Source organism: Azospirillum brasilense (assembly GCF_007827815.1).
In the GTDB taxonomy this organism is placed as follows: Bacteria; Pseudomonadota; Alphaproteobacteria; order Azospirillales; family Azospirillaceae; genus Azospirillum; species Azospirillum brasilense_C.
Map to the genome: position 1 here is coordinate 232,520 of NZ_VITH01000002.1, position 17,463 is coordinate 249,982.

Genomic DNA, 17,463 nt, shown 5'->3' on the forward strand with positions numbered 1-17,463 from the left:
CTTTTGCCCGCAAGACTCCTGAACCTCAGCCGAGGTTGTGCTTGGCCACCACCGCCGCGAAGTCGTCGCCGAAATGCTCGCCGACGCGGATGACCGAGACGCCGTGCGGGATTTCCTTGAGCGCCGGGTTGTCCAGGCTCATCGAGGTCAGCAGCGCCATCGGCACGTTGTGGGTGACGCTCATCGCGCGCAGGCCGCGGATCAGGTCCAGGCCGGACAGGCCGTCCATCACCATCGACGCGATCAGCATGTCCGGCGGGACGCGCACGGCGAGGCTGATCGATTCGATGGGGTCGCTGACCGTCACGGTGCGGAAGCCGCAGGCCGCCAGTTCGCTGCCCAGCTTCTTGGCGACGACCTTGGACGGGGTGACCAGCATGATCTCGACGTTGCTGATCTGGATGTCGGTGATCTCGAACTGGTAGCGCACCGGCAGGGCGCGGATGATCCGGTTCGTTTCCGCAACCTGCGGCTGCTCGGCGCGGTCCACCAGCTCGGCGATCCGGTCCACGAAGACCTGGGCGTCGTTCAGCTCGCGGGCCTCCAGCCGTTTCAGGCCGGACAGATACTCCTCCAGGCGGTGCGCGACGAGGCTGACGGTGGGGTAGCCGAAGCTGGTGCCCATGCCCTTGAAATTGTGGGCTTCCAGCCGGAGAACGCCAATGACCGCGGTTTCCTCCCGCGTGCCCTTGGCCACGCCTTCCAGTGCGGCGTTCATCACCTCCAACCGGTCGCGGGCGTCGTCCATGAATTCGACGCGCAGGCGGTCTTCGAGATCGTCGGGCGACAGGTTGGAAGCCATGGCGGGGGGTCCTGACTATGCTTTCGGGTTAGGCAGTATGGCCCGAAAACTACACCAGAACCCTAACGCGGAACAGACACTCGCATGAAAGGCGACGAAAACGCCGCGCCGATCACAACCGTGACAGGAGAGTGTTGAACCAGGCCAGCCGTTCCTCGGCCTGGGCGATGTCATGCTCCAGCCAATCGGCGAAATGGCCGTCGGTCCCCGCACTTCCCCGCTTCAGGTCGCCCAGGCGCGCCAGCTCGGTCTCGCAGAGCGAGGCGAGGTGGTCGATCTGGTCGCGCTGCGACTCGACGTCCAGCAGATGCAGGAAGCGCAGCTTCAGCGCGATGACCAGCTTGTTCAGCCCGTCCGCCGACGGAGCGCGGACGTTGGCGCGCATCAGCGTGTCGAACTCCGCCCGTCCGGCCTCGGTCGCGCCGAGCAGGGCGTTGTCCTCCATGCCGGTGCCGTCCAGCGCCTCGATCAGCCCCTCGTAGCGCAGCATCTCCAGCGACGTGCCCATGAGGTCGAGCGACGGGCCGACGATGCGGTCGAGGAAATGGCGGAGCGCGCCGGCCAGGTCGGCGTAACGCTGCGGCCCGTTCTGGATCAGCGTGCCCAGGACGGCGAGGCGCACGGCCTCCTTCGGCATCAGCGAGTTGTCACGGTACATGGCGAACCCCTGGGCGGTGGCGATTGGACGGCGGCTGTCGACGGTTGCGGACCGAACGTTGCGAAACGTTCTCAGCAACGTCTAAAGGTAAGGCGCTCCGGCCCACAAGTCCAGAGCGCCGATGCCGTTATCGCCGGGAGATCACCGAATCCCCTCCTGCGCGCGGGAGAGCGCGCAGGAGGGGGGGGAGGGGTTACGCCGCCAGACGCAGGTCCAGGCGGCTCCACACGTCGAGCAGGGCGTCGACGAGGCGCGCCATTTCGGCATCGCTGTGCAGCGGGGTGGGGGTGAAGCGCAGGCGCTCGCCGCCGCGCGGCACGGTCGGGTAGTTGATCGGCTGGACGTAGATGTCGTGCCGTTCCATCAGCTCGTCCGAGGCGCGCTTGCAGCGGTGGGCGTCGCCGACCATCACCGGAACGATGTGGCTGGCCGACGGCATCACCGGCAGGCCGGCCTCGGCCATCAGCCGCTTCAGCGTCGCCGCGCGCTCCTGGTGCTGGTCGCGCTCCGTCTGGCTCTGCTTCAGATAACGGATGCTGGCCAGAGCCCCGGCGGCCAGGACCGGCGACAACGAGGTGGAGAAGATGAAGCCGGCGGCGAAGCTGCGGATGCAGTCGACCAGCGCGGTGGAACCGGTGATGTAGCCGCCCTGCACGCCGAAGGCCTTGCCCAGCGTGCCCTCGATGATGGTCAGCCGGTCCATGGCGCCGTCGCGCTCGGCCACGCCGCCGCCGCGCGGGCCGTACATGCCGACCGCGTGCACCTCGTCCAGATAGGTCATGGCGCCGTGCTTGTCGGCGACGTCGCACAGGTCATGGATCGGGGCGACGTCGCCGTCCATGGAATAGACGCTCTCAAACGCCACGACCTTCGGGCGGTCCGGGGCGATCTGCGACAGCAGCTCGTCCAGATGCTTGGGGTCGTTGTGGCGGAAGATGTGCTTCTCGGCGCCGCTGTTGCGGATGCCGGTGATCATCGAATTGTGGTTCAGCGCGTCCGACAGGATCACGCAGTTCGGCAGCAGCTTGCCCAGCGTCCCCAGCGTCGCGTCGTTGGACACGTAGCCGGAGGTGAAGAGCAGCGCCGCCTCCTTCTGGTGAAGGTCGGCCAGTTCGCGCTCCAGCAGCACATGGTAGATGTTGGTGCCGGAGATGTTGCGCGTGCCGCCGGCGCCCGCACCCACGCCGTCGACGGCGTCGTGCATCGCCTGCAGGACGACCGGGTTCTGGCCCATGCCCAGATAGTCGTTCGAGCACCAGACGGTGACCTGCCGCTCCTTCCCGGAGGCGTCGCGGAAGGTGGCTTTCGGAAAGTTCCCCGCGTGCCGTTCGAGGTTGGCGAAGACCCGGTAGCGGCCATCCTGTTTCAGGCTGGCGATCTGGGTGCGGAAAAAGCTCTCGTAATCCATCGCGCGTTCCGTTCGCATTCATCCGAAGGGGCGGGTGCAGTCCGGGCAGTCCAGCCACCGGGCCTAGCACGTTAGGAAGATGGCATGATCGTTGCCGTGTTGCCACCCGGCATTGACCGAGGTCAAAAGGTCTGCCCTGTGAGACACCAATTCTCCCCGATCCGCCGCGGCGGGACCATTCGACCTATGGATGATCGCTTGGTCGGAGCGTTTCCCGCCCGGTGCCCGTCGCACCGTTGCCGCCGTTGGGAAACACCCTTTCGCCCTCCCGTTTCATTGATGATTCCAAGTGATTGCGGATGTTCCCGAGGTATAACGGAGCGCAAGTTTTGCTGAATATGCTGTCCGATTGCGCCGAATACCTTTGTTGAGCTCTTTTACGAACAAGGTGGTATGGACGCTGACAAGGGAAGGTGAGAGCATTCATTCAAGACGTTGATGAGGAGTGTTGCGCCATGAATGCCGTTCTGACCTTCGACAGCGCGCGAGGCCGGCGAGTGTCGGGTTTGGAGCCCGGCCGTGGCGCCATTGCCCCCGGTGGGAGCATGGTCATCCCTTTCCGCCCGGCGTCCGCCGCCGCTGTGTCCCCGGCGCCGTCCCTGCCGCGGCGTCCCGCCGTGCCGTCGTCGCTCCGCTCCGACGCGGTGACCCGTGCCGACGAGGGACCGACGGACGAGTCCGCTCCGCCGGCGGGGCGTCTGGCGCGTCTGATCTTCATGGCCAGCGTGGGCGGTTACATGGCCGTGCACGAGGACACGCTGGTGCAATTGAACGGGCGGATGGTCTGGCCGACCGCCGACGCGCTGATCCGCGACGCGGCAGCGGCCGGCGTCCCGGTCTCGTCCCACGTCATCAACACCGCCCGATCCTGAGCACCGCTTCGGAATGAAAAAGGGCCGCCCGCGCCGGATGGCGGGGCGGCCCTTTCCCGTCGCGGAACCGGCCGTTAGCCGCGCAGGACGGGGATCGCGGCGTCCAGCGCCGTGGTCAGGCGGTCGAACATCAGGTTGATGTCCGCCTCGCCGATGACCAGCGGCGGGCAGACCGCCACGCTGTCGCCCATGGCGCGGATGATCAGGCCGTTCTCCTGGCTCAGCCCGTTCACCACGGCGCCGGCCCGGCCCACCGGATCGAACGGGGTCTTGCTCTCCTTGTCGGCGACCAGTTCGAGGGCGCCGATCAGGCCGACGCCGCGCGCCTCGCCGACCAGAGGATGGTCGGCCAGGGCCTTCAGACGGCGCTGGAACAGCGGGGCGACGGCGCGGACATGGCCGATCAGGTCCCGCTCCTCGTAGATCTTCAGCGTCTCGATCGCCACCGCCGCCGCCACCGGGTGGGCGGAGTAGGTGTAGCCGTGGCCGAAGGTGCCGATCTTCTTGCTCTCCTCGACGCAGGCCCGGTAGACCGCGTCCGACACCATCACCGCGGAAATCGGCAGGTAGCCGGAGGACAGCTGCTTGGCGCAGGTTATGATGTCCGGCTGCATGCCCATGGTCTGGCTGCCCCAGAAATTCCCGGTGCGCCCAAAGCCGCAGATCACCTCGTCGGCGACCAGGAGGATGTCGTACTTCTTCAGGATCGGCTGGATCTTCGCGAAGTAGGTCGCGGGCGGGACGATGACGCCGCCGGCCCCCATCACCGGCTCCGCGAACATGGCGGCGATGGTCTCCGGCCCCTCGGCCAGGATCAGCGCCTCCAGGCTTTCCGCCAGACGGGTCGCGAAATCCTCCTCGCTCTCGCCCGGCTCGGCGAAGCGGTAATGGTGCGGGCAGTCGGTGTGCTGGATGCGGGCGATCGGCAGGTCGAAGTCGCGGTGGTTGTTCACCAGGCCGGTCAGGCTGGCCGTCGCCACAGTGACGCCGTGATAGGCCTTCACCCGCGACAGGATCTTCTTCTTCTCCGGCCGGCCCAGCGCGTTGTTGTAGTACCAGACCAGCTTGACGGCGGTGTCGTTCGCCTCCGACCCGGAGTTGGCGAAGAACACCTTGGACATCGGCACCGGGGCCAGCTTGATCAGCCGCTCCGCCAGATCGATGCCCGGCTCGTGGCTCTTGTGGCCGAAGACGTGGTAGGTCGGCAGTTTGCGCATCTGGCGGGTGGCGGCCTCGACGAGGCGCTCCTCGCCCCAGCCCAGCGACACGCACCACAGGCTGGCCAGACCCTCGATGTATTCCTTGCCGCTGTCGTCGAAGACGCGCACGCCCTCGCCGCGCTCGATGATCAGCGGACCCTGGGTCTCGTGCGCGTGCAGGTTGGTGTAGGGGTGGAGGAAATACGCCTTGTCGCGGCTGGCGGCGGAGTTCCCGGCGCCATGATTGTCGGGCCCGGAATTTTCAGTCGCCGCGACGCCCTGTTCGGTCATGATCTCTATCCCTGTGTTCACTGCCGGTGTCGGTCGTTGCCGATGCTGCTTCGCCGATGTTGAAAATGTTAAACGGCGCCCCCGATCATAGGCATGGTTGGCCCTCCTGACAAAGCCGGAGAATCGGGGGGTGGAGCGGGCATTCCCGTCCTGCATGGCACCCCGCCCGCTGGCGGGATTCTTCGCCACGCGGACACGCCGGTGCACGGTGTTAGAGAATGGCATCGGATCTCCGCGTCTCGGCGGTGGAAGACGCCTTCGGCCGGACCCGTTGCGCGAGGTCCGGCGATTCGGACGGGAAGGGGACACATGATCACTTTGTATGGAATGCCGAGCAGCGCATCGATGGCGCCGCACATCCTGCTGCGCGAGATCGGGCTGCCCTTTGACCTGGTCATGCTGGACCGCGCCACCGCGGCCCACAAGGCGCCGGACTATCTGCGCCTGAACCCCAACGGGCGGGTGCCGACTCTGGTGGAGGGCGATCTTGTGCTGTTCGAGGCGGCGGCGATCTGCCTGCATCTGGCCGATTCGCATCCGGCCGCCGGACTGGCCCCGGCGCTTGGCACGGCGGAGCGCGCGCGTTTCTACCAGTGGCTGGTCTTCCTGACCAACACCGTCCAGGCCGACATGATGGTCTATTTCTACCCGGAGCGCCACGCCGAAGGGGCGGAGGCGCAGGCCTCGGTCAAGGCCATGGCGGAGGCGCGGCTGCTGGAGCGCTTCAGGCTGCTGGACGGTCAACTGGGCGACGCGGCGTGTTTCCTCGGCGACCGCTACAGCGCCGTCGACCCCTACCTGTTCATGCTGGCCCGCTGGACCCGCTTCATGGGCACCCCGGCGCGCAGCCTGCCCAACCTCGGCCCCTACCTCGCCCGCGTGCTGGAGCGCCCTGCGGTCACGGCGGCGTTCGAGGCCGAAGGGCTCGGCGCGCCCTATTATTGATTGGAAGAAGGGTTGCCGCTCCGTCTTAAAAGCGGAGCGGCATCAGCCGCTCAGCGCGGCACCTGCCAGGGAAGATGCTCGGCCCCGACCAGCCGGTCGGCGTCGGCGGCGGGCATCGGGCGGGCGAAATGGTAGCCCTGTCCATAGTCGCAGGCCAGCGCGCGCAGCAGGTTGGCGTCGGCGCTCGTCTCGATGCCCTCGGCGATGACGTCGAAGCCGAGAAGCCGCGCCAGATCCATGATGATGCGGACGATGGCGCGGTTCTCCTCCGACTGGTGCATGGCCATGACGAAGGAGCGGTCCACCTTCAGGCTGTCGATGGGCAGCTTGTGCAGGTAGGACAGCGACGAATAGCCGGTGCCGAAATCGTCGATGGACATCTTGATGCCCAGCCCGCGCAGGGTCTGCAGCAGGCGGATCGACTGCTCGGCCTTTTCCATGACCGCGCTTTCGGTGATCTCCAGCTTGATCCAGGACGGCTCGGCCCCGGTCTCGCGCAGCACCTCGCGCACCAGCGCGACCATGTCGGGATCGTTCAGCTGGCGGGTGGACAGGTTGATGCTCATGAACAGGTTGGCGGAGCCGGGAAGGCGCTGGTCCTGCCATTGGGCGATCTGCCGGCACGCCTCGCGCAGCACCCAGGCGCCCAGCGTGACGATCAGGCCGGTGCTCTCGGCGATCGGAATGAAGACGCCGGGGGGGATGTTGCCGCGCTCCGGATGGTTCCAGCGCACCAGCGCCTCGAAGCCGGCCAGCCCGCCGGTGACCATCTCGACGATCGGCTGGTAGGCGACCCACAGCTCCTCGCCGCGCTCCAGCGCGCGGCGCAGGTCGTGCTCCAGCCGGACCTGTTCGACGACGCGGGCGTGCATGGCCGGGTCGAACCAGGCGTGGCGTCCGCCACCCTGCTCGCGGGCGCGGCCGGTGGCGATCTCCGCGTCGCGCAGCACGTCCTCCGGACGGGTGTGGGTGTCGCAGGAGGCGGCGACGCCGATGCTGGCCGACAGGAAAACCGAGGCGCCCGACGCCGTCTTGGCGGAGCGGACCAGCGACGCGATGGTGGACAGCCGCTCCTCCACCGCGAGCGGGTCCTGGGTGCCGCCGATCAGCAGCGCGAAGGCGTGGTCGCTGATGCGGGCGATCAGGTCGACCGACCCGGCCCGCACGCTCAGCCGCGTGGCGACGTCGGTCAGGATCTCGTTGGCGAAGCCCTGGCCCAGGCTGGTGCGCACGTCGACAAAGCGGTCGAAATCGACGATCACCACCGTGAAGGGTTCCCCCATCGCGTGGAAATCGGCCATGTGCTTGACCAGCAGCAGCCGGTTCGCCAGCCCGGTCACCGGGTCGTAGTAGGCCAGCCGGAAAAGGTCGTCCTGGGTGCGGCGCCGCTCCGTCATGTTCTGCATGATGACGAAGTAGCCGGCGATGGAGCTGTCCGGGTCGCGGTAGGGCGCGTACACCCGCAACACGTAGTCGTTGCCGCCGTTGGACCGGGGAAGCCAGCCCTCCACCTGCACCGTCTCGCCGTCGAGCGCGCGTTCAACCGCGGCGCTATTGTTGCGCAGCGTCTCCGGGCCCAGGATGTCGCCCACCGTGGTCCCGATGAGGGCGTCCAGCTTGCGGCCCATATAATCCAGATACGCCTGGTTGCCGTAGAGGTGCCGCCGCTGCGTGTCGAGCAGGCCGACCATCGCCGGCATGACGTCGAGAAGTTGCCGCAGGGTGTCGAGCGCCGGAGCCCCGGAAGCGGTGCCGGACAGGGCTGCGGCAAGCGAGGCGAGATGAGGGTCCGGCTTCATGGGCGGGAATGGTCGAGACACCGTTGGGAAAACCACGATCAACACTTACGCGAAAGAATGCCCGCCCGTCAAAACCAAAGCCGCCGAAGATGGTGGAAAGCATCGCCCCACTATAATGGGCGAACGACCGGGCCAACCATCATACTCGGGTATTCGTGCAAATCACGGTTGATGTTTCGGGCGGAGTTGATTGGATTTGTGGCATCGGCAGTGTTCCGGGCCGGCGGGTCGTGTGGCGATCCACGGCGGACCACGACAGGTTGCCGGCGTCGCCGCAGGCAATCGTAGGCCCGCCGAATCGTAGGCCCAAGGATGGTCCGGACGGGCGCGCAGATGCGGCATGTCAGCGTTCTCCATTCTGACCGTCGTCAGAACCGGCCACCGCAGGCTATAATTTCGACCAATGCGCGAGAAGAGGTGGTGCGCCACGATCGCCACCCGCGCCAGCGAGGGAGAATCGCCATGGCACTCAAGGATTTGCTGGTGGTCGTCGACGACACCGCCGCCGCAGCGGCGCGAATCGATGCCGCCGCCCAACTGGCCGCGCGCACCGACGGCCACATCACCGGCCTCTACCCCATCGTTCCGCTGACACTGCCGGGCTATGTCGAGGCCGAACTGCCGGACGAGGTGCGCGCCATGCAGCGGGGCTTCACCGAAAGCCAGGCGGCCAAGGCGGAAGCCCTCTTCGACGACGCGGTGCGCCGCAACGGCCTGACCGACCGCTCGGAGTGGCGGGCGCTCTATGGGCATCCGACGGACAGCGCGGCGCTGCACGGGCGCTACGCCGACGTGCTGGTGGTCGGGCAGGCCGATCCGCACCGCGACCGCGACCGCCCGATCGCCCTGCCGCAGGATCTGGTGTTCGAATGCGGGCGCCCGCTGCTCGTCGTGCCCTACGCCGGCAGCTTCCCGCACATCGGGGAGCGCGTTCTGGTCGCCTGGAACGGCAGCCGCGAGGCAGCCCGCGCGGTGGCCGACGCCATGCCCATCCTGACCGCCGCCAAGCGCGTGGTGGTGATGGCCGTCAATCCCAAGGCCGGTCCCGTCGGCATCGGCGACGAGCCGGGGGCGGACATCGCCAAGCACCTGTCGCGCCATGGCTGCCGGGTTGAGGCCACCCACATCGTGACCGACCAGATCGATCCGGGCGACACGCTGCTGAACACGGTCGCCGACGAATCCTGCGATCTGCTGGTCATGGGCGCCTATGGACGGTCGCGGCTGCGCGAACAGGTGCTGGGCGGCATGACCCGCTACATGCTGGAGCACATGACGGTTCCGGTCCTGATGAGCCATTGAGGCCATTCGGTCGTCCGGGAATAGTCCGGCGGGGCCGCCTGTTCATCCCAGTGTGGCGGCGCCGGGCTTCGGCCGAAAGACTTTGGTCGATGGGCTTGCATCGACGGGCGCCGCGGACCTGCGAAGGAAGGCCGGCATGAGCGCGCTGATTTCCACATTCCTCCACCGCGTGCGTCCTTCGGGCATCGCTGCGGTGTTCCGTCCGGCGGCCCGCATGGCGGTGCTGGGCATCGCCGGGGCGCTGGCGCTGGCCGTCCTGCCGACGGCGGCGGACGCGCACGGCCCGCGCGACCGTGGGTCCTGGTATGGCGGTCCTCCCTATGGTGGGCCGTCGGTGATCGTGCCGCCGCCGGGAAGCCGGGTGATCGTCGTGCCCGGCTACCGCCCGCCGCCGCCCATCGTGGTCGCTCCGCCGCCCTATTGGGGGCCGCCTCCCCGCCATCACCACCACCGCGGATGGCGCAACGATTGGGGGCCGCGCCCCTATCCGGGACCGAGCGTGCAGTTCTACGGCGGCTGGTCCGCCGGCCGGGGCTGGTGAAGGCGCGATCCGCTTGAGGCCGATCCGGGGGACGCCGGTCCATCCGCAAGGGGAAGGCTTCCCGTCATCGGCACCGAAGCGGCGCATTCTCGCATGGACATCATCCCGTTGCCCGGCCATGCTCGCCGTGGTGGCGCTTGGTTTCGAGCGCCGCGCCGTGCGTGCATGAGGGTGCGATGTCCTTTTCCAAGCAAGAAACGAGTGTTCGACGGACCGCGAGGCGCGGCCTGACCGCGGCGGTGCTGGGGGTGGCGGTCCTGTCGCTCGGCGCCTGCGCCAGCCAGAGCCAGAACCGCTACAGCTACCGGGACGTCGGCCACGCGACCTCGGTCGATTTCGGCACCGTGATGGCGAGCCGTCCGGTGGACATCCAGGGTCAGAACACCGGGGCCGGCGGGCTGGTCGGCGCCGCCGCGGGCGGGCTGGCGATGTCCAACGTCGGCAAGGGCTCCGGCAACGTGGCGGCGATCCTGGGCGGCGCGCTGGTGGGCGCCGTGGCCGGCGCCGTGGCGGAGCAGGCGATCTCGGACCGCATGGGGATCGAGTATGTGGTGACGCTGGCCACCGGCCGGACCATCACCATCGTGCAGGAGCAGGCGGCCAACGAGCCGGTCTTCGCCCCCGGCCAGCGCGTGATGGTGCAGACGAACGGCACCTACCAGCGCGTCCTGTCCGCCGACCATCTGCCGACCGAGACGAGCCGCCCCAAGGGCATCAAAGTGGTGGATTGAAGCCAGCCGGTCGCCGGTCGGCAGCCAACGACCCGGCACAGGGCATCCTCCCGCCTGTTGATCCGAGGCAACGACGGAACGCTGCGTGGGAGGGTGATCCGATGCCGGGCGGAACAGTGAAAAAGGCGGCGTGTCTGCGAACCGTCCTGCGGGGCGGGGCCATGGCGTCGGCGGTCCTCGTGGCCGCCTGCGCCGGGCTGAGTCCACCGCCTCAGGCCGCTCCCGAGCCCGGCGCGGTGAGCGCCCTGGACCGGCTGAGCCCGAGCCGCTGCAATGGAGCCGTCGCCTCGTCCCTCGCCGGGGTGCGTATCCCGGTGTCCGACGTCCGCTATCTTGCCTATGGTCTGTATCGCAACATACCCGGGGACATCGTCGGCTACGACGCGTGGGTCGGCTTGAACAGCCAGCCCGGAGCCGTGGTGGTGCAACTCGATGAAGTCTGCACGCCGCGTCAGATCTACGCGCGCGAGGGCGCCCGGCTCCCCGGCGCCCGATGACGCTCCGGCGGCTCCCCCATGGGCCGTGACCAGTTCCACATAAAAAAACTGCCGCTAACCCATTGGGCTAGCGGCGAGTTGAACAGGGAGGCTTCACGTCTGGGAGACGCTGGGTCCGAGGACCCAACCCCGGAAGCGGGCTTCCGGGACGAAACGCCGGATGCTGCGGCGCAACATCCAACGCCCAAGATTTGACCATTCTGCCCAAAGGATTCCATCCCCAAATATCCAATTCGGCCATGCGCGAACCGCATAGCTTGTAAAGCATTGAAGAGACACGAGAAATTGGCGTGCGGAGGCGTATGGAGCTGAAGGGTGGGTGGACCCGCGGGGAAAACGGCAACCGTATTGCAAAGATGCGGGGTGGGTTTCGGTACAATCCGTACAAAAAGAAAGGCGCCCGGCATGGCTGGACGGGCGCCTTTGCATCAAAAACAGGCAAACACCCTGCCTGCACAACGACTGGGCGGTATCAGAAGGCCGACTCCGCCACCTTCTTCACCAGGAAGTCGCGGAACACCGCGATGCGCTTGGAATGGCGCAGTTCCTCGGCGTAGACGAAGTAGGCGTCGACCTTTGGGCCGTCCACGTCGGGCAGGACGCGCGTCAGCTCCTTGCTGCCGTCGACCAGGAAGTCGGGCAGGGCGGCGATGCCCAGGCCGCTCTCCACGGCGCGGTACATGGCGTAGATGCTGTTCACCTGGAGGATCGGCTTGCGGGCCCCCGGGGCCGGATCGCCGACCTCGTTGATCCAGTTGACGTTGGCGATGGGCGCGCGGACGTCCGGCGGGTAGGCGACGATGTCGTGCCCGTCCAGGTCGGCGCCAATCTTCGGCGCGCCGCGCTTCTTCAGATAGTCCTGGTGGGCGTAGAGGTGGAAATGCACCGACATCAGGTGGCGCTGGATCAGGTCGGGCTGGCGCGGCGTGTTCATGCGGATGGCGATGTCCGCCTCGCGCATCGCCAGATCCAGCTCGTTGTCGTCGATCAGCAGGGTGAGCTGGATGTCCGGGTAGATCGACAGGAACTCGTTGACGCGCGGGGTCAGCCAGGTCGAGCCGAAGGCCACCGTGGTGGTGACGCGAAGCGGCCCCTTCGGATGCTCCCGGCTTTCGGTCAGCATCGCCTCGGTCATCGACAGCTTGGCGAAGACGTCGCGGGCGGTGCGGTGCAGAAGCTCGCCCTGCTCGGTCAGGATCAGGCCGCGCGCGTGCCGGTGAAACAGCGGCACGCCGAGGCTCTCCTCCAGCGCGCTGATCTGGCGGCTGACCGCCGACTGGCTGAGGTTCAGCGTCTCGCCGGCGTGCGTGAAACTTCCAGCCTCGGCCACGGCGTGGAAGACCCGAAGCTTGTCCCAGTCCATCATGCCTGTCTTGCTGCCCGCGCCCTGGCGGGGAGCCTCCCGTTCATTCTTGAAGACGGCGCATAGCCGCCATGCTCATTTATACCGGGAACGCGCGGCGAACGCACCCCCAACCAAAGGCGCACCGCACGAAAAAGAGCCAAGCTTGGTAAGAATTTTCCGATGTGCTGCGAAGAGCGCACATTTGTTTATCCCGCATTGTGGGATTTTTACCTTTTCCGCAACCGAAGGACGACTTCGCCGCGCTGGATTTGCTCGGAGGACAATCGAGGACCGGCGTGGCAGCCGGAGACTCGGGCCGGCGACCCCTGGGAAGGCACCTTACTTGCTGTTGCGGCCCCCTGTTGCGGCCCCCTGTTGCGGTGGGGCTTCCCCCCTTGCGCGGTTGCGCCGGGCGGGCGGCGGATCGCTAATCGGGGGGTGACGCGGATTTGGGAAGGAGGGGTTCCGAATGCCCGATCAGCATCAGCCGGCGCTCACCCGCGATCAGGTGATCGACATCTGCGGGCGCCTGGACGACATGCGCATCGCCAGCATCATCGGCACGGGCGCGACGCCCGCCGAATTGATGAAGGCTACCAGCTGGACCGGTGCCGACGATTATATGGGGGAGGCGACGCGGCATCCCCCCTCGGGCCGGGTCGCCCGGCTCCTGGAGCTTCTCAAGGCCGACGAGCCGGACTGGGAAGACCGCTGATCCGGCCGCCTTTGATCCGGCTGCGGTTCAGTCGGCCGCTTCCAGCGCGCGCGGCGGCTCCTTGGCCCGCGCGCGGGCGCGGTGGCCGCTGATCTCGGCGCCGGCGTCGGGCGGCAGGCGCAGGAAGAACAGGGCCGAGACGCAGGCCATCCCGCCGACCGTCAGGAAGGCCGGCACGAAGTCGGTCGGCGTCAGCGTCGCGCCGGGGCCGCTGGTGACGCTCTGCGTCAGGTGCAGCACCGTCGCCCCGACCGCCACGCCCAGGCTGAGCGAGACCTGCTGCATCACGCTGGCCAGCGTGTTGGCGCGGCTCAGGCACGCCTTGGGCACCTCGGCGTAGGCCAGGCTGTTCAGGCCGGTGAACTGCAGCGAACGGAAGAAGCCCCCCATCAGCAGCGCGCCCAGGATAACCCAGTGCGCTGTCTCGGGCCGGAAGGCGGCGTAGCTCGCCAGGATCAGGCCGCTGAGCAGCGCGTTGGCGGTCAGCACCCGGCGGAAGCCCAGCCGGCGCAGGATGGGGCCGGCCAGCGCCTTCATGGTCAGCGCCCCGGCGGCCCCGGCGAAGGTCAGCGCCCCGGACTCGAAGGGCGTGCGCCCGAAGCCGACCTGGAGCATCAGCGGCATCAGGAAGGGCACCGCGCCGATGCCGATGCGGAACAGCGTGCCGCCCATGACCGAGGCGAAGTAGGTCGGCAGGCGCAGCAGCGAGGGGTCGAGCACCGGCCGCTCCATTCCGCGGGCGTGGCGCAGATAGAGCCACGCGGCGGCAAAGCCCAGCCCCAGCACCCCGGCGACCGCGGCGGGCGGCAGCACGCCGCGGCCGACATTCTCCAGCCCGAACATCAGCGCGGCCAGGGCCAGCGCGCTCAGCATGAAGCCGCGGCCGTCGAAGGGGTCGCGCTCGGTCTCGCGCACGTTGGGGATCAGGGTCAGCACCAGCGCGATCCCGATCAGCCCGATCGGCACATTGATGTAGAAGATCCAGCGCCAGGAGGCATAGGTGGCGATGAAACCGCCGACCAGCGGACCCAGCGCTGGGCCGATCAGCGCCGGCAGGGTCATCTGGGCCATGGCGGCGACCAGCTTCTCCTTGGGCACCGTCTTCAGCAGGATCAGCCGGCCGACTGGCACCATCATCGCCCCGCCCAGCCCCTGGACGATGCGCGCGCCCACCAGCTCGTACAGCCCGTCCGACTGGCCGCAGAGGATCGAGCCGACGGTGAACACCGCGATGGCCGCCGCGAAGACCGTCCGCGTGCCGTAGCGGTCGGCCATCCAGCCGCTGACCGGCAGGAACACCGCCAGCGCCAGCATGTAGGAGGTCATGGCGAGGCTGAGGCGCAACGGGTCCTCGCCCATCGACCGCGCGATCTCCGGCAGCGCGGTGGCGATCACCGTCGCGTCCAAATTTTCCATGAACAGAGCGCAGGCGATGATGAAGGGAATGTAGCGGGTGGCGCGGGGCATGGTGGGAGGCATGGCGGGGATGGGGCGGTGGGACGGGGGAGGCAGTTTTCCCAATCTGGACTTCCCCCGTCCGGAAACCACCGCTATGGCGCGAACCCTGGCATGCGCGGCCGCTCAGCGCCCTTTGAAGACCGGCTTGCGTTTCTCCAGGAACGCCCGGTAGCCCTCGCGGAAATCCTCCGTGCCGAAGCAGTGGTAGCATTCGGCGATCTCCGCCTCCGACAGCGGGGCGGGGTCGGACAGGCGGCGGACGAACTGCTTGTGCAGGCGGGCGGCCAGCGGGGCGCCCCCGGCGATGCGTTCGCAGGTCGCGGCGATTTCCTCCTCGAAGGCCTCGTCGGCGACGAGGCGGTGGACCAGCCGCTTGTCCTTGGCCTCCTCCGCGCCGAAGACGCGGCCCTCCAGCAGGATCTCCAGCGCCGCCGGGCCGCCCGCGATGTCGTGGAGCAGCTTCAGCTCCGGCAGCGCCATGGAGATGCCGAGCCGGCTGACCGGCACGCCGAAGCGGCTGCCCGCCGTGCAGACCCGCAGGTCGCAGGCCAGCGCGACGGCCAGCCCGATGCCGCAGCAGGCGCCCTGGATGGCCGCCAGCGTCGGGTGCGGCAGATCGCGCAGCAGGGCCAGCCCCTCGTCCATCAGCACGCCGTAGTCGGCGCCCTGCTCGGGGCTGTTGCGCTCCGTCTCGAATTCGGAGATGTCGGCGCCGGGGCTGAAGGCCCGCCCGCCGGCGCCGCGCAGCACCACCGCGCGCACCGTCTCGTCGGCGCCGAGCCGGCGCAGCAGCGGGATCAGCGCCTGCCACATCGGCTTGTCGAAGGCGTTCAGCTTGTCGGGGTTGCTGAGGGTCAGCGTGGCGACGACGCCGTCGCGGCTCAGGGTCACGGTGCCGGCCATGGCCTGTCGGGCTCCCCATCCATTCGGTTGCGTATGGGAAAGACCACAAACACCGGCGGCCCCGTTCCGTCAAGGGCTTCCCTTGGGGCTTCGCAAAGCCTGCTTCCACTCTGGACCGCAAGGCCGCGGGTCCCCATAGTTCGTAGCCGGGACTTCACCGGACGGAGATGACGCCGCGATGCGAACGGGATTGGCGCGAACGGGATTGGCCGCTTTCACCCTGGCCGCCGCTCTGGCCGCCGCCCCGATGGGCTCGTCCGCGCAAGCGGCGAAGGACGAGCTGGTGATCGGCATGACCCAGTTCCCGTCCAACTGGCACCCCTCCATGGAAGCGATGATGGCGAAGAGCTACGTCCTGTCCATGGCGCGCCGGCCCTTCACCGCCTACGACCCCGACTGGCGGCTGACCTGCCTGCTCTGCACCGAGCTGCCGGCGCTGGACAAGGGCACCGCGGAGTATGAGACGCGGGCCGACGGCAAGAAGGGCATCAAGGTCACCTACACCATCAACCCCAAGGCGACCTGGGGCGACGGCACGCCGGTGACGACCGAGGACGTGCTGTTCACCTGGGCGGTCGGCAAGCACCCGCAAAGCGGCTACAGCAATTTCGACCTGTTCGCCCGCGACATCGTGGCGATCGACGCGAAGGACGAGCGCACCTTCACCATCCACCGCGACAAGGCGGTGTGCAGCTACGCCGAGATCAACGACTTCGAGATCCTGCCCGCCCATTTGGAGCGCGCGGTGTTCGAGGCCGACCCGGCGACCTACCGCAACCGCTCCAAGTACGAGACCGATACGACGAATCCCGGCCTGTGGTTCGGTCCCTACCGCATCGCCCAGGTCGAGCCGGGCAGCCATGTGGTGCTGGAACCCAACCCGACCTGGTGGGGCGCCAAGCCGGCCTTCAAGCGGGTGATCGTGAAGTCCATCGAGAACACCGCCGCGCTGGAGGCCAACCTGCTGGCCGGGCAGGTCGACATGGTGCCGGGGGAAACCGGCCTGCCGCTCGACCAGGTGCTCGCCTTCGAGAAGCGGCACGGCAGCCGCTACAACGTCTTCTACAAGCCGGGCCTGTTCTTCGAGCATGTCGAGCTGAACCTCGACAACCCGGCGCTGGCCGACGTGCGGGTGCGCCGGGCGCTGCTCCACGCCATCGACCGCGAGGCGATCTCCAAGCAGCTCTACGACGGGCGCCAGCCGGTCGCCCACAACGAGATCAGCCCGCTCGACCGCGTGCACGCGCCGGGCTACCAGACCTACGCCTTCGACCCGGCGCTGGCCGGCAAGCTGCTGGACGAGGCGGGCTGGAGCGAGCGGCGCGCCGGGGTGCGTCACAACGCCAAGGGGGAACGGCTGTCGCTGGAGATCATGACGACCGCCGGCAACCGCTCCCGCGAGGTGCTGCAGCAGGTGCTCCAGGCGCAATGGCGGCAGGCCGGGGTGGAGGTTCGCATCGTCAACGAGCCGGCCCGCGTCCTGTTCGGCGACACGCTGGAGAAGCGCCGCTTCAAGTCGATGGCGCTGTTCGCCTGGATCAGCGCGCCGGAGAACATCCCGCGCACCATCCTGCATTCCAGCATGATCCCCACGGAGGCCAACAACTGGGCGGGCCAGAACTACACCGGCTACCGGAACCCGGAGATGGACAAGGTCCTGGAGGACCTGGAGCATGTCTGCGAGCCCGACGCCAACCGCGCGCTCTGGGCGAAGCTGCAGACGCTCTACGCCCAGGACCTGCCGAACCTGCCGCTGTTCTTCCGCGCCGATCCGTTCATCCTGCCGCCCTGGCTGGAGGGCGTGGTGCCGACCGGACATCTGGATTCCAGCACGCTGTGGATCGAGACGTGGAAGGCGAAGGAGTGAGGGTGTCGCGTCGGGCCCCCACCCCGGCCCTCCCCCGCTTCGCAGGGGAGGGTGCCTTCTGCAAAGCGGCGGCAGTTCCCTCCCCTGCGAAGCGGGGGAGGGCCGGGGTGGGGGCAAAGCTCTTCGCCGT

The 17,463-nt window shown here is 68.1% G+C and carries 16 protein-coding genes; 8 read left to right on the forward strand and 8 right to left on the reverse strand.

What is annotated here, in order from left to right; translation table 11 throughout:
- Positions 1-25: 25 nt before the first annotated feature.
- From FBZ83_RS05035 to hemA, 3 genes are all read right to left on the reverse strand, one after another.
- Entirely contained in the window at positions 26-802 is a 777-nt protein-coding gene (locus FBZ83_RS05035; RefSeq protein ID WP_109070772.1) for a response regulator, read from the reverse strand.
- A 112-nt stretch (positions 803-914) separates the two neighbouring features.
- On the reverse strand, positions 915-1,460 hold the full coding sequence (locus FBZ83_RS05040; RefSeq protein WP_145674787.1) for a hypothetical protein: 546 nt from the start codon (positions 1,458-1,460) through the stop codon (positions 915-917).
- 193 nt (positions 1,461-1,653) lie between these two features.
- The gene (hemA, locus tag FBZ83_RS05045; protein WP_145674785.1) at positions 1,654-2,868 is read right to left on the reverse strand and encodes a 5-aminolevulinate synthase; all 1,215 of its coding nucleotides are present in this window, start codon (positions 2,866-2,868) and stop codon (positions 1,654-1,656) included.
- 545 nt (positions 2,869-3,413) lie between these two features.
- On the opposite strand from hemA, the gene FBZ83_RS05050 reads away from it, so the two are divergent.
- Positions 3,414-3,740: a hypothetical protein gene (locus tag FBZ83_RS05050; protein WP_145681361.1), complete on the forward strand. Its 327-nt coding sequence runs from the start codon at positions 3,414-3,416 to the stop codon at positions 3,738-3,740.
- A 74-nt stretch (positions 3,741-3,814) separates the two neighbouring features.
- Here FBZ83_RS05050 and FBZ83_RS05055 read toward each other — a convergent pair whose 3' ends face one another.
- Positions 3,815-5,230: an aspartate aminotransferase family protein gene (locus FBZ83_RS05055; protein WP_145681362.1), complete on the reverse strand. Its 1,416-nt coding sequence runs from the start codon at positions 5,228-5,230 to the stop codon at positions 3,815-3,817.
- 309 nt (positions 5,231-5,539) lie between these two features.
- Between FBZ83_RS05055 and FBZ83_RS05060 the strand changes: the two genes are divergently transcribed.
- On the forward strand, positions 5,540-6,175 hold the full coding sequence (locus FBZ83_RS05060; protein ID WP_145681363.1) for a glutathione S-transferase family protein: 636 nt from the start codon (positions 5,540-5,542) through the stop codon (positions 6,173-6,175).
- 50 nt (positions 6,176-6,225) lie between these two features.
- Here FBZ83_RS05060 and FBZ83_RS05065 read toward each other — a convergent pair whose 3' ends face one another.
- A complete protein-coding gene (locus FBZ83_RS05065) occupies positions 6,226-7,974 on the reverse strand; it encodes a putative bifunctional diguanylate cyclase/phosphodiesterase (protein WP_145681364.1) in 1,749 nt (582 codons plus the stop codon).
- A gap of 462 nt (positions 7,975-8,436) precedes the next feature.
- Between FBZ83_RS05065 and FBZ83_RS05070 the strand changes: the two genes are divergently transcribed.
- The 4 genes from FBZ83_RS05070 to FBZ83_RS05085 all read left to right on the forward strand — a co-directional run bounded on the left by FBZ83_RS05070 (position 8,437) and on the right by FBZ83_RS05085 (position 11,045).
- On the forward strand, positions 8,437-9,276 hold the full coding sequence (locus FBZ83_RS05070) for a universal stress protein (protein ID WP_145681365.1): 840 nt from the start codon (positions 8,437-8,439) through the stop codon (positions 9,274-9,276).
- 136 nt (positions 9,277-9,412) lie between these two features.
- Positions 9,413-9,817 carry a hypothetical protein gene (locus FBZ83_RS05075; protein WP_145681366.1) on the forward strand — a complete coding sequence of 135 codons (405 nt, stop codon included), beginning with the start codon at positions 9,413-9,415 and terminating at the stop codon, positions 9,815-9,817.
- 176 nt (positions 9,818-9,993) lie between these two features.
- On the forward strand, positions 9,994-10,548 hold the full coding sequence (locus FBZ83_RS05080; RefSeq protein ID WP_247888150.1) for a hypothetical protein: 555 nt from the start codon (positions 9,994-9,996) through the stop codon (positions 10,546-10,548).
- A 161-nt stretch (positions 10,549-10,709) separates the two neighbouring features.
- Entirely contained in the window at positions 10,710-11,045 is a 336-nt protein-coding gene (locus FBZ83_RS05085; RefSeq protein ID WP_145681367.1) for a hypothetical protein, read from the forward strand.
- A gap of 472 nt (positions 11,046-11,517) precedes the next feature.
- Here FBZ83_RS05085 and FBZ83_RS05090 read toward each other — a convergent pair whose 3' ends face one another.
- A complete protein-coding gene (locus tag FBZ83_RS05090) occupies positions 11,518-12,408 on the reverse strand; it encodes a LysR family transcriptional regulator (protein WP_145681368.1) in 891 nt (296 codons plus the stop codon).
- A gap of 451 nt (positions 12,409-12,859) precedes the next feature.
- On the opposite strand from FBZ83_RS05090, the gene FBZ83_RS05095 reads away from it, so the two are divergent.
- Complete coding sequence (locus tag FBZ83_RS05095; RefSeq protein WP_145681369.1) at positions 12,860-13,105, forward strand: hypothetical protein; 246 nt, start codon at positions 12,860-12,862, stop codon at positions 13,103-13,105.
- 27 nt (positions 13,106-13,132) lie between these two features.
- On the opposite strand, the gene FBZ83_RS05100 is transcribed toward FBZ83_RS05095, so the two are convergent.
- Positions 13,133-14,572 carry a DHA2 family efflux MFS transporter permease subunit gene (locus FBZ83_RS05100; RefSeq protein ID WP_145681370.1) on the reverse strand — a complete coding sequence of 480 codons (1,440 nt, stop codon included), beginning with the start codon at positions 14,570-14,572 and terminating at the stop codon, positions 13,133-13,135.
- Between the two features lie 114 nt (positions 14,573-14,686).
- On the reverse strand, positions 14,687-15,466 hold the full coding sequence (locus FBZ83_RS05105) for an enoyl-CoA hydratase-related protein (protein WP_145681371.1): 780 nt from the start codon (positions 15,464-15,466) through the stop codon (positions 14,687-14,689).
- A 205-nt stretch (positions 15,467-15,671) separates the two neighbouring features.
- Here FBZ83_RS05105 and FBZ83_RS05110 point away from each other — a divergent pair, with 205 nt between their 5' ends.
- On the forward strand, positions 15,672-17,333 hold the full coding sequence (locus FBZ83_RS05110) for a peptide ABC transporter substrate-binding protein (protein ID WP_348982498.1): 1,662 nt from the start codon (positions 15,672-15,674) through the stop codon (positions 17,331-17,333).
- Positions 17,334-17,463: the final 130 nt, after the last annotated feature.

Bases quoted from the DNA above. Each gene is read 5' to 3' on its own strand.
- FBZ83_RS05035 (WP_109070772.1), bottom strand. From the start codon at position 802: ATGGCTTCCAACCTGTCGCCCGACGATCTCGAAGACCGCCTGCGCGTC.
- FBZ83_RS05040 (WP_145674787.1), bottom strand. From the start codon at position 1,460: ATGTACCGTGACAACTCGCTGATGCCGAAGGAGGCCGTGCGCCTCGCC.
- hemA (WP_145674785.1), bottom strand. From the start codon at position 2,868: ATGGATTACGAGAGCTTTTTCCGCACCCAGATCGCCAGCCTGAAACAG.
- FBZ83_RS05050 (WP_145681361.1), top strand. From the start codon at position 3,414: ATGGTCATCCCTTTCCGCCCGGCGTCCGCCGCCGCTGTGTCCCCGGCG.
- FBZ83_RS05055 (WP_145681362.1), bottom strand. From the start codon at position 5,230: ATGACCGAACAGGGCGTCGCGGCGACTGAAAATTCCGGGCCCGACAAT.
- FBZ83_RS05060 (WP_145681363.1), top strand. From the start codon at position 5,540: ATGATCACTTTGTATGGAATGCCGAGCAGCGCATCGATGGCGCCGCAC.
- FBZ83_RS05065 (WP_145681364.1), bottom strand. From the start codon at position 7,974: ATGAAGCCGGACCCTCATCTCGCCTCGCTTGCCGCAGCCCTGTCCGGC.
- FBZ83_RS05070 (WP_145681365.1), top strand. From the start codon at position 8,437: ATGGCACTCAAGGATTTGCTGGTGGTCGTCGACGACACCGCCGCCGCA.
- FBZ83_RS05075 (WP_145681366.1), top strand. From the start codon at position 9,413: ATGAGCGCGCTGATTTCCACATTCCTCCACCGCGTGCGTCCTTCGGGC.
- FBZ83_RS05080 (WP_247888150.1), top strand. From the start codon at position 9,994: ATGTCCTTTTCCAAGCAAGAAACGAGTGTTCGACGGACCGCGAGGCGC.
- FBZ83_RS05085 (WP_145681367.1), top strand. From the start codon at position 10,710: ATGGCGTCGGCGGTCCTCGTGGCCGCCTGCGCCGGGCTGAGTCCACCG.
- FBZ83_RS05090 (WP_145681368.1), bottom strand. From the start codon at position 12,408: ATGGACTGGGACAAGCTTCGGGTCTTCCACGCCGTGGCCGAGGCTGGA.
- FBZ83_RS05095 (WP_145681369.1), top strand. From the start codon at position 12,860: ATGCCCGATCAGCATCAGCCGGCGCTCACCCGCGATCAGGTGATCGAC.
- FBZ83_RS05100 (WP_145681370.1), bottom strand. From the start codon at position 14,572: ATGCCCCGCGCCACCCGCTACATTCCCTTCATCATCGCCTGCGCTCTG.
- FBZ83_RS05105 (WP_145681371.1), bottom strand. From the start codon at position 15,466: ATGGCCGGCACCGTGACCCTGAGCCGCGACGGCGTCGTCGCCACGCTG.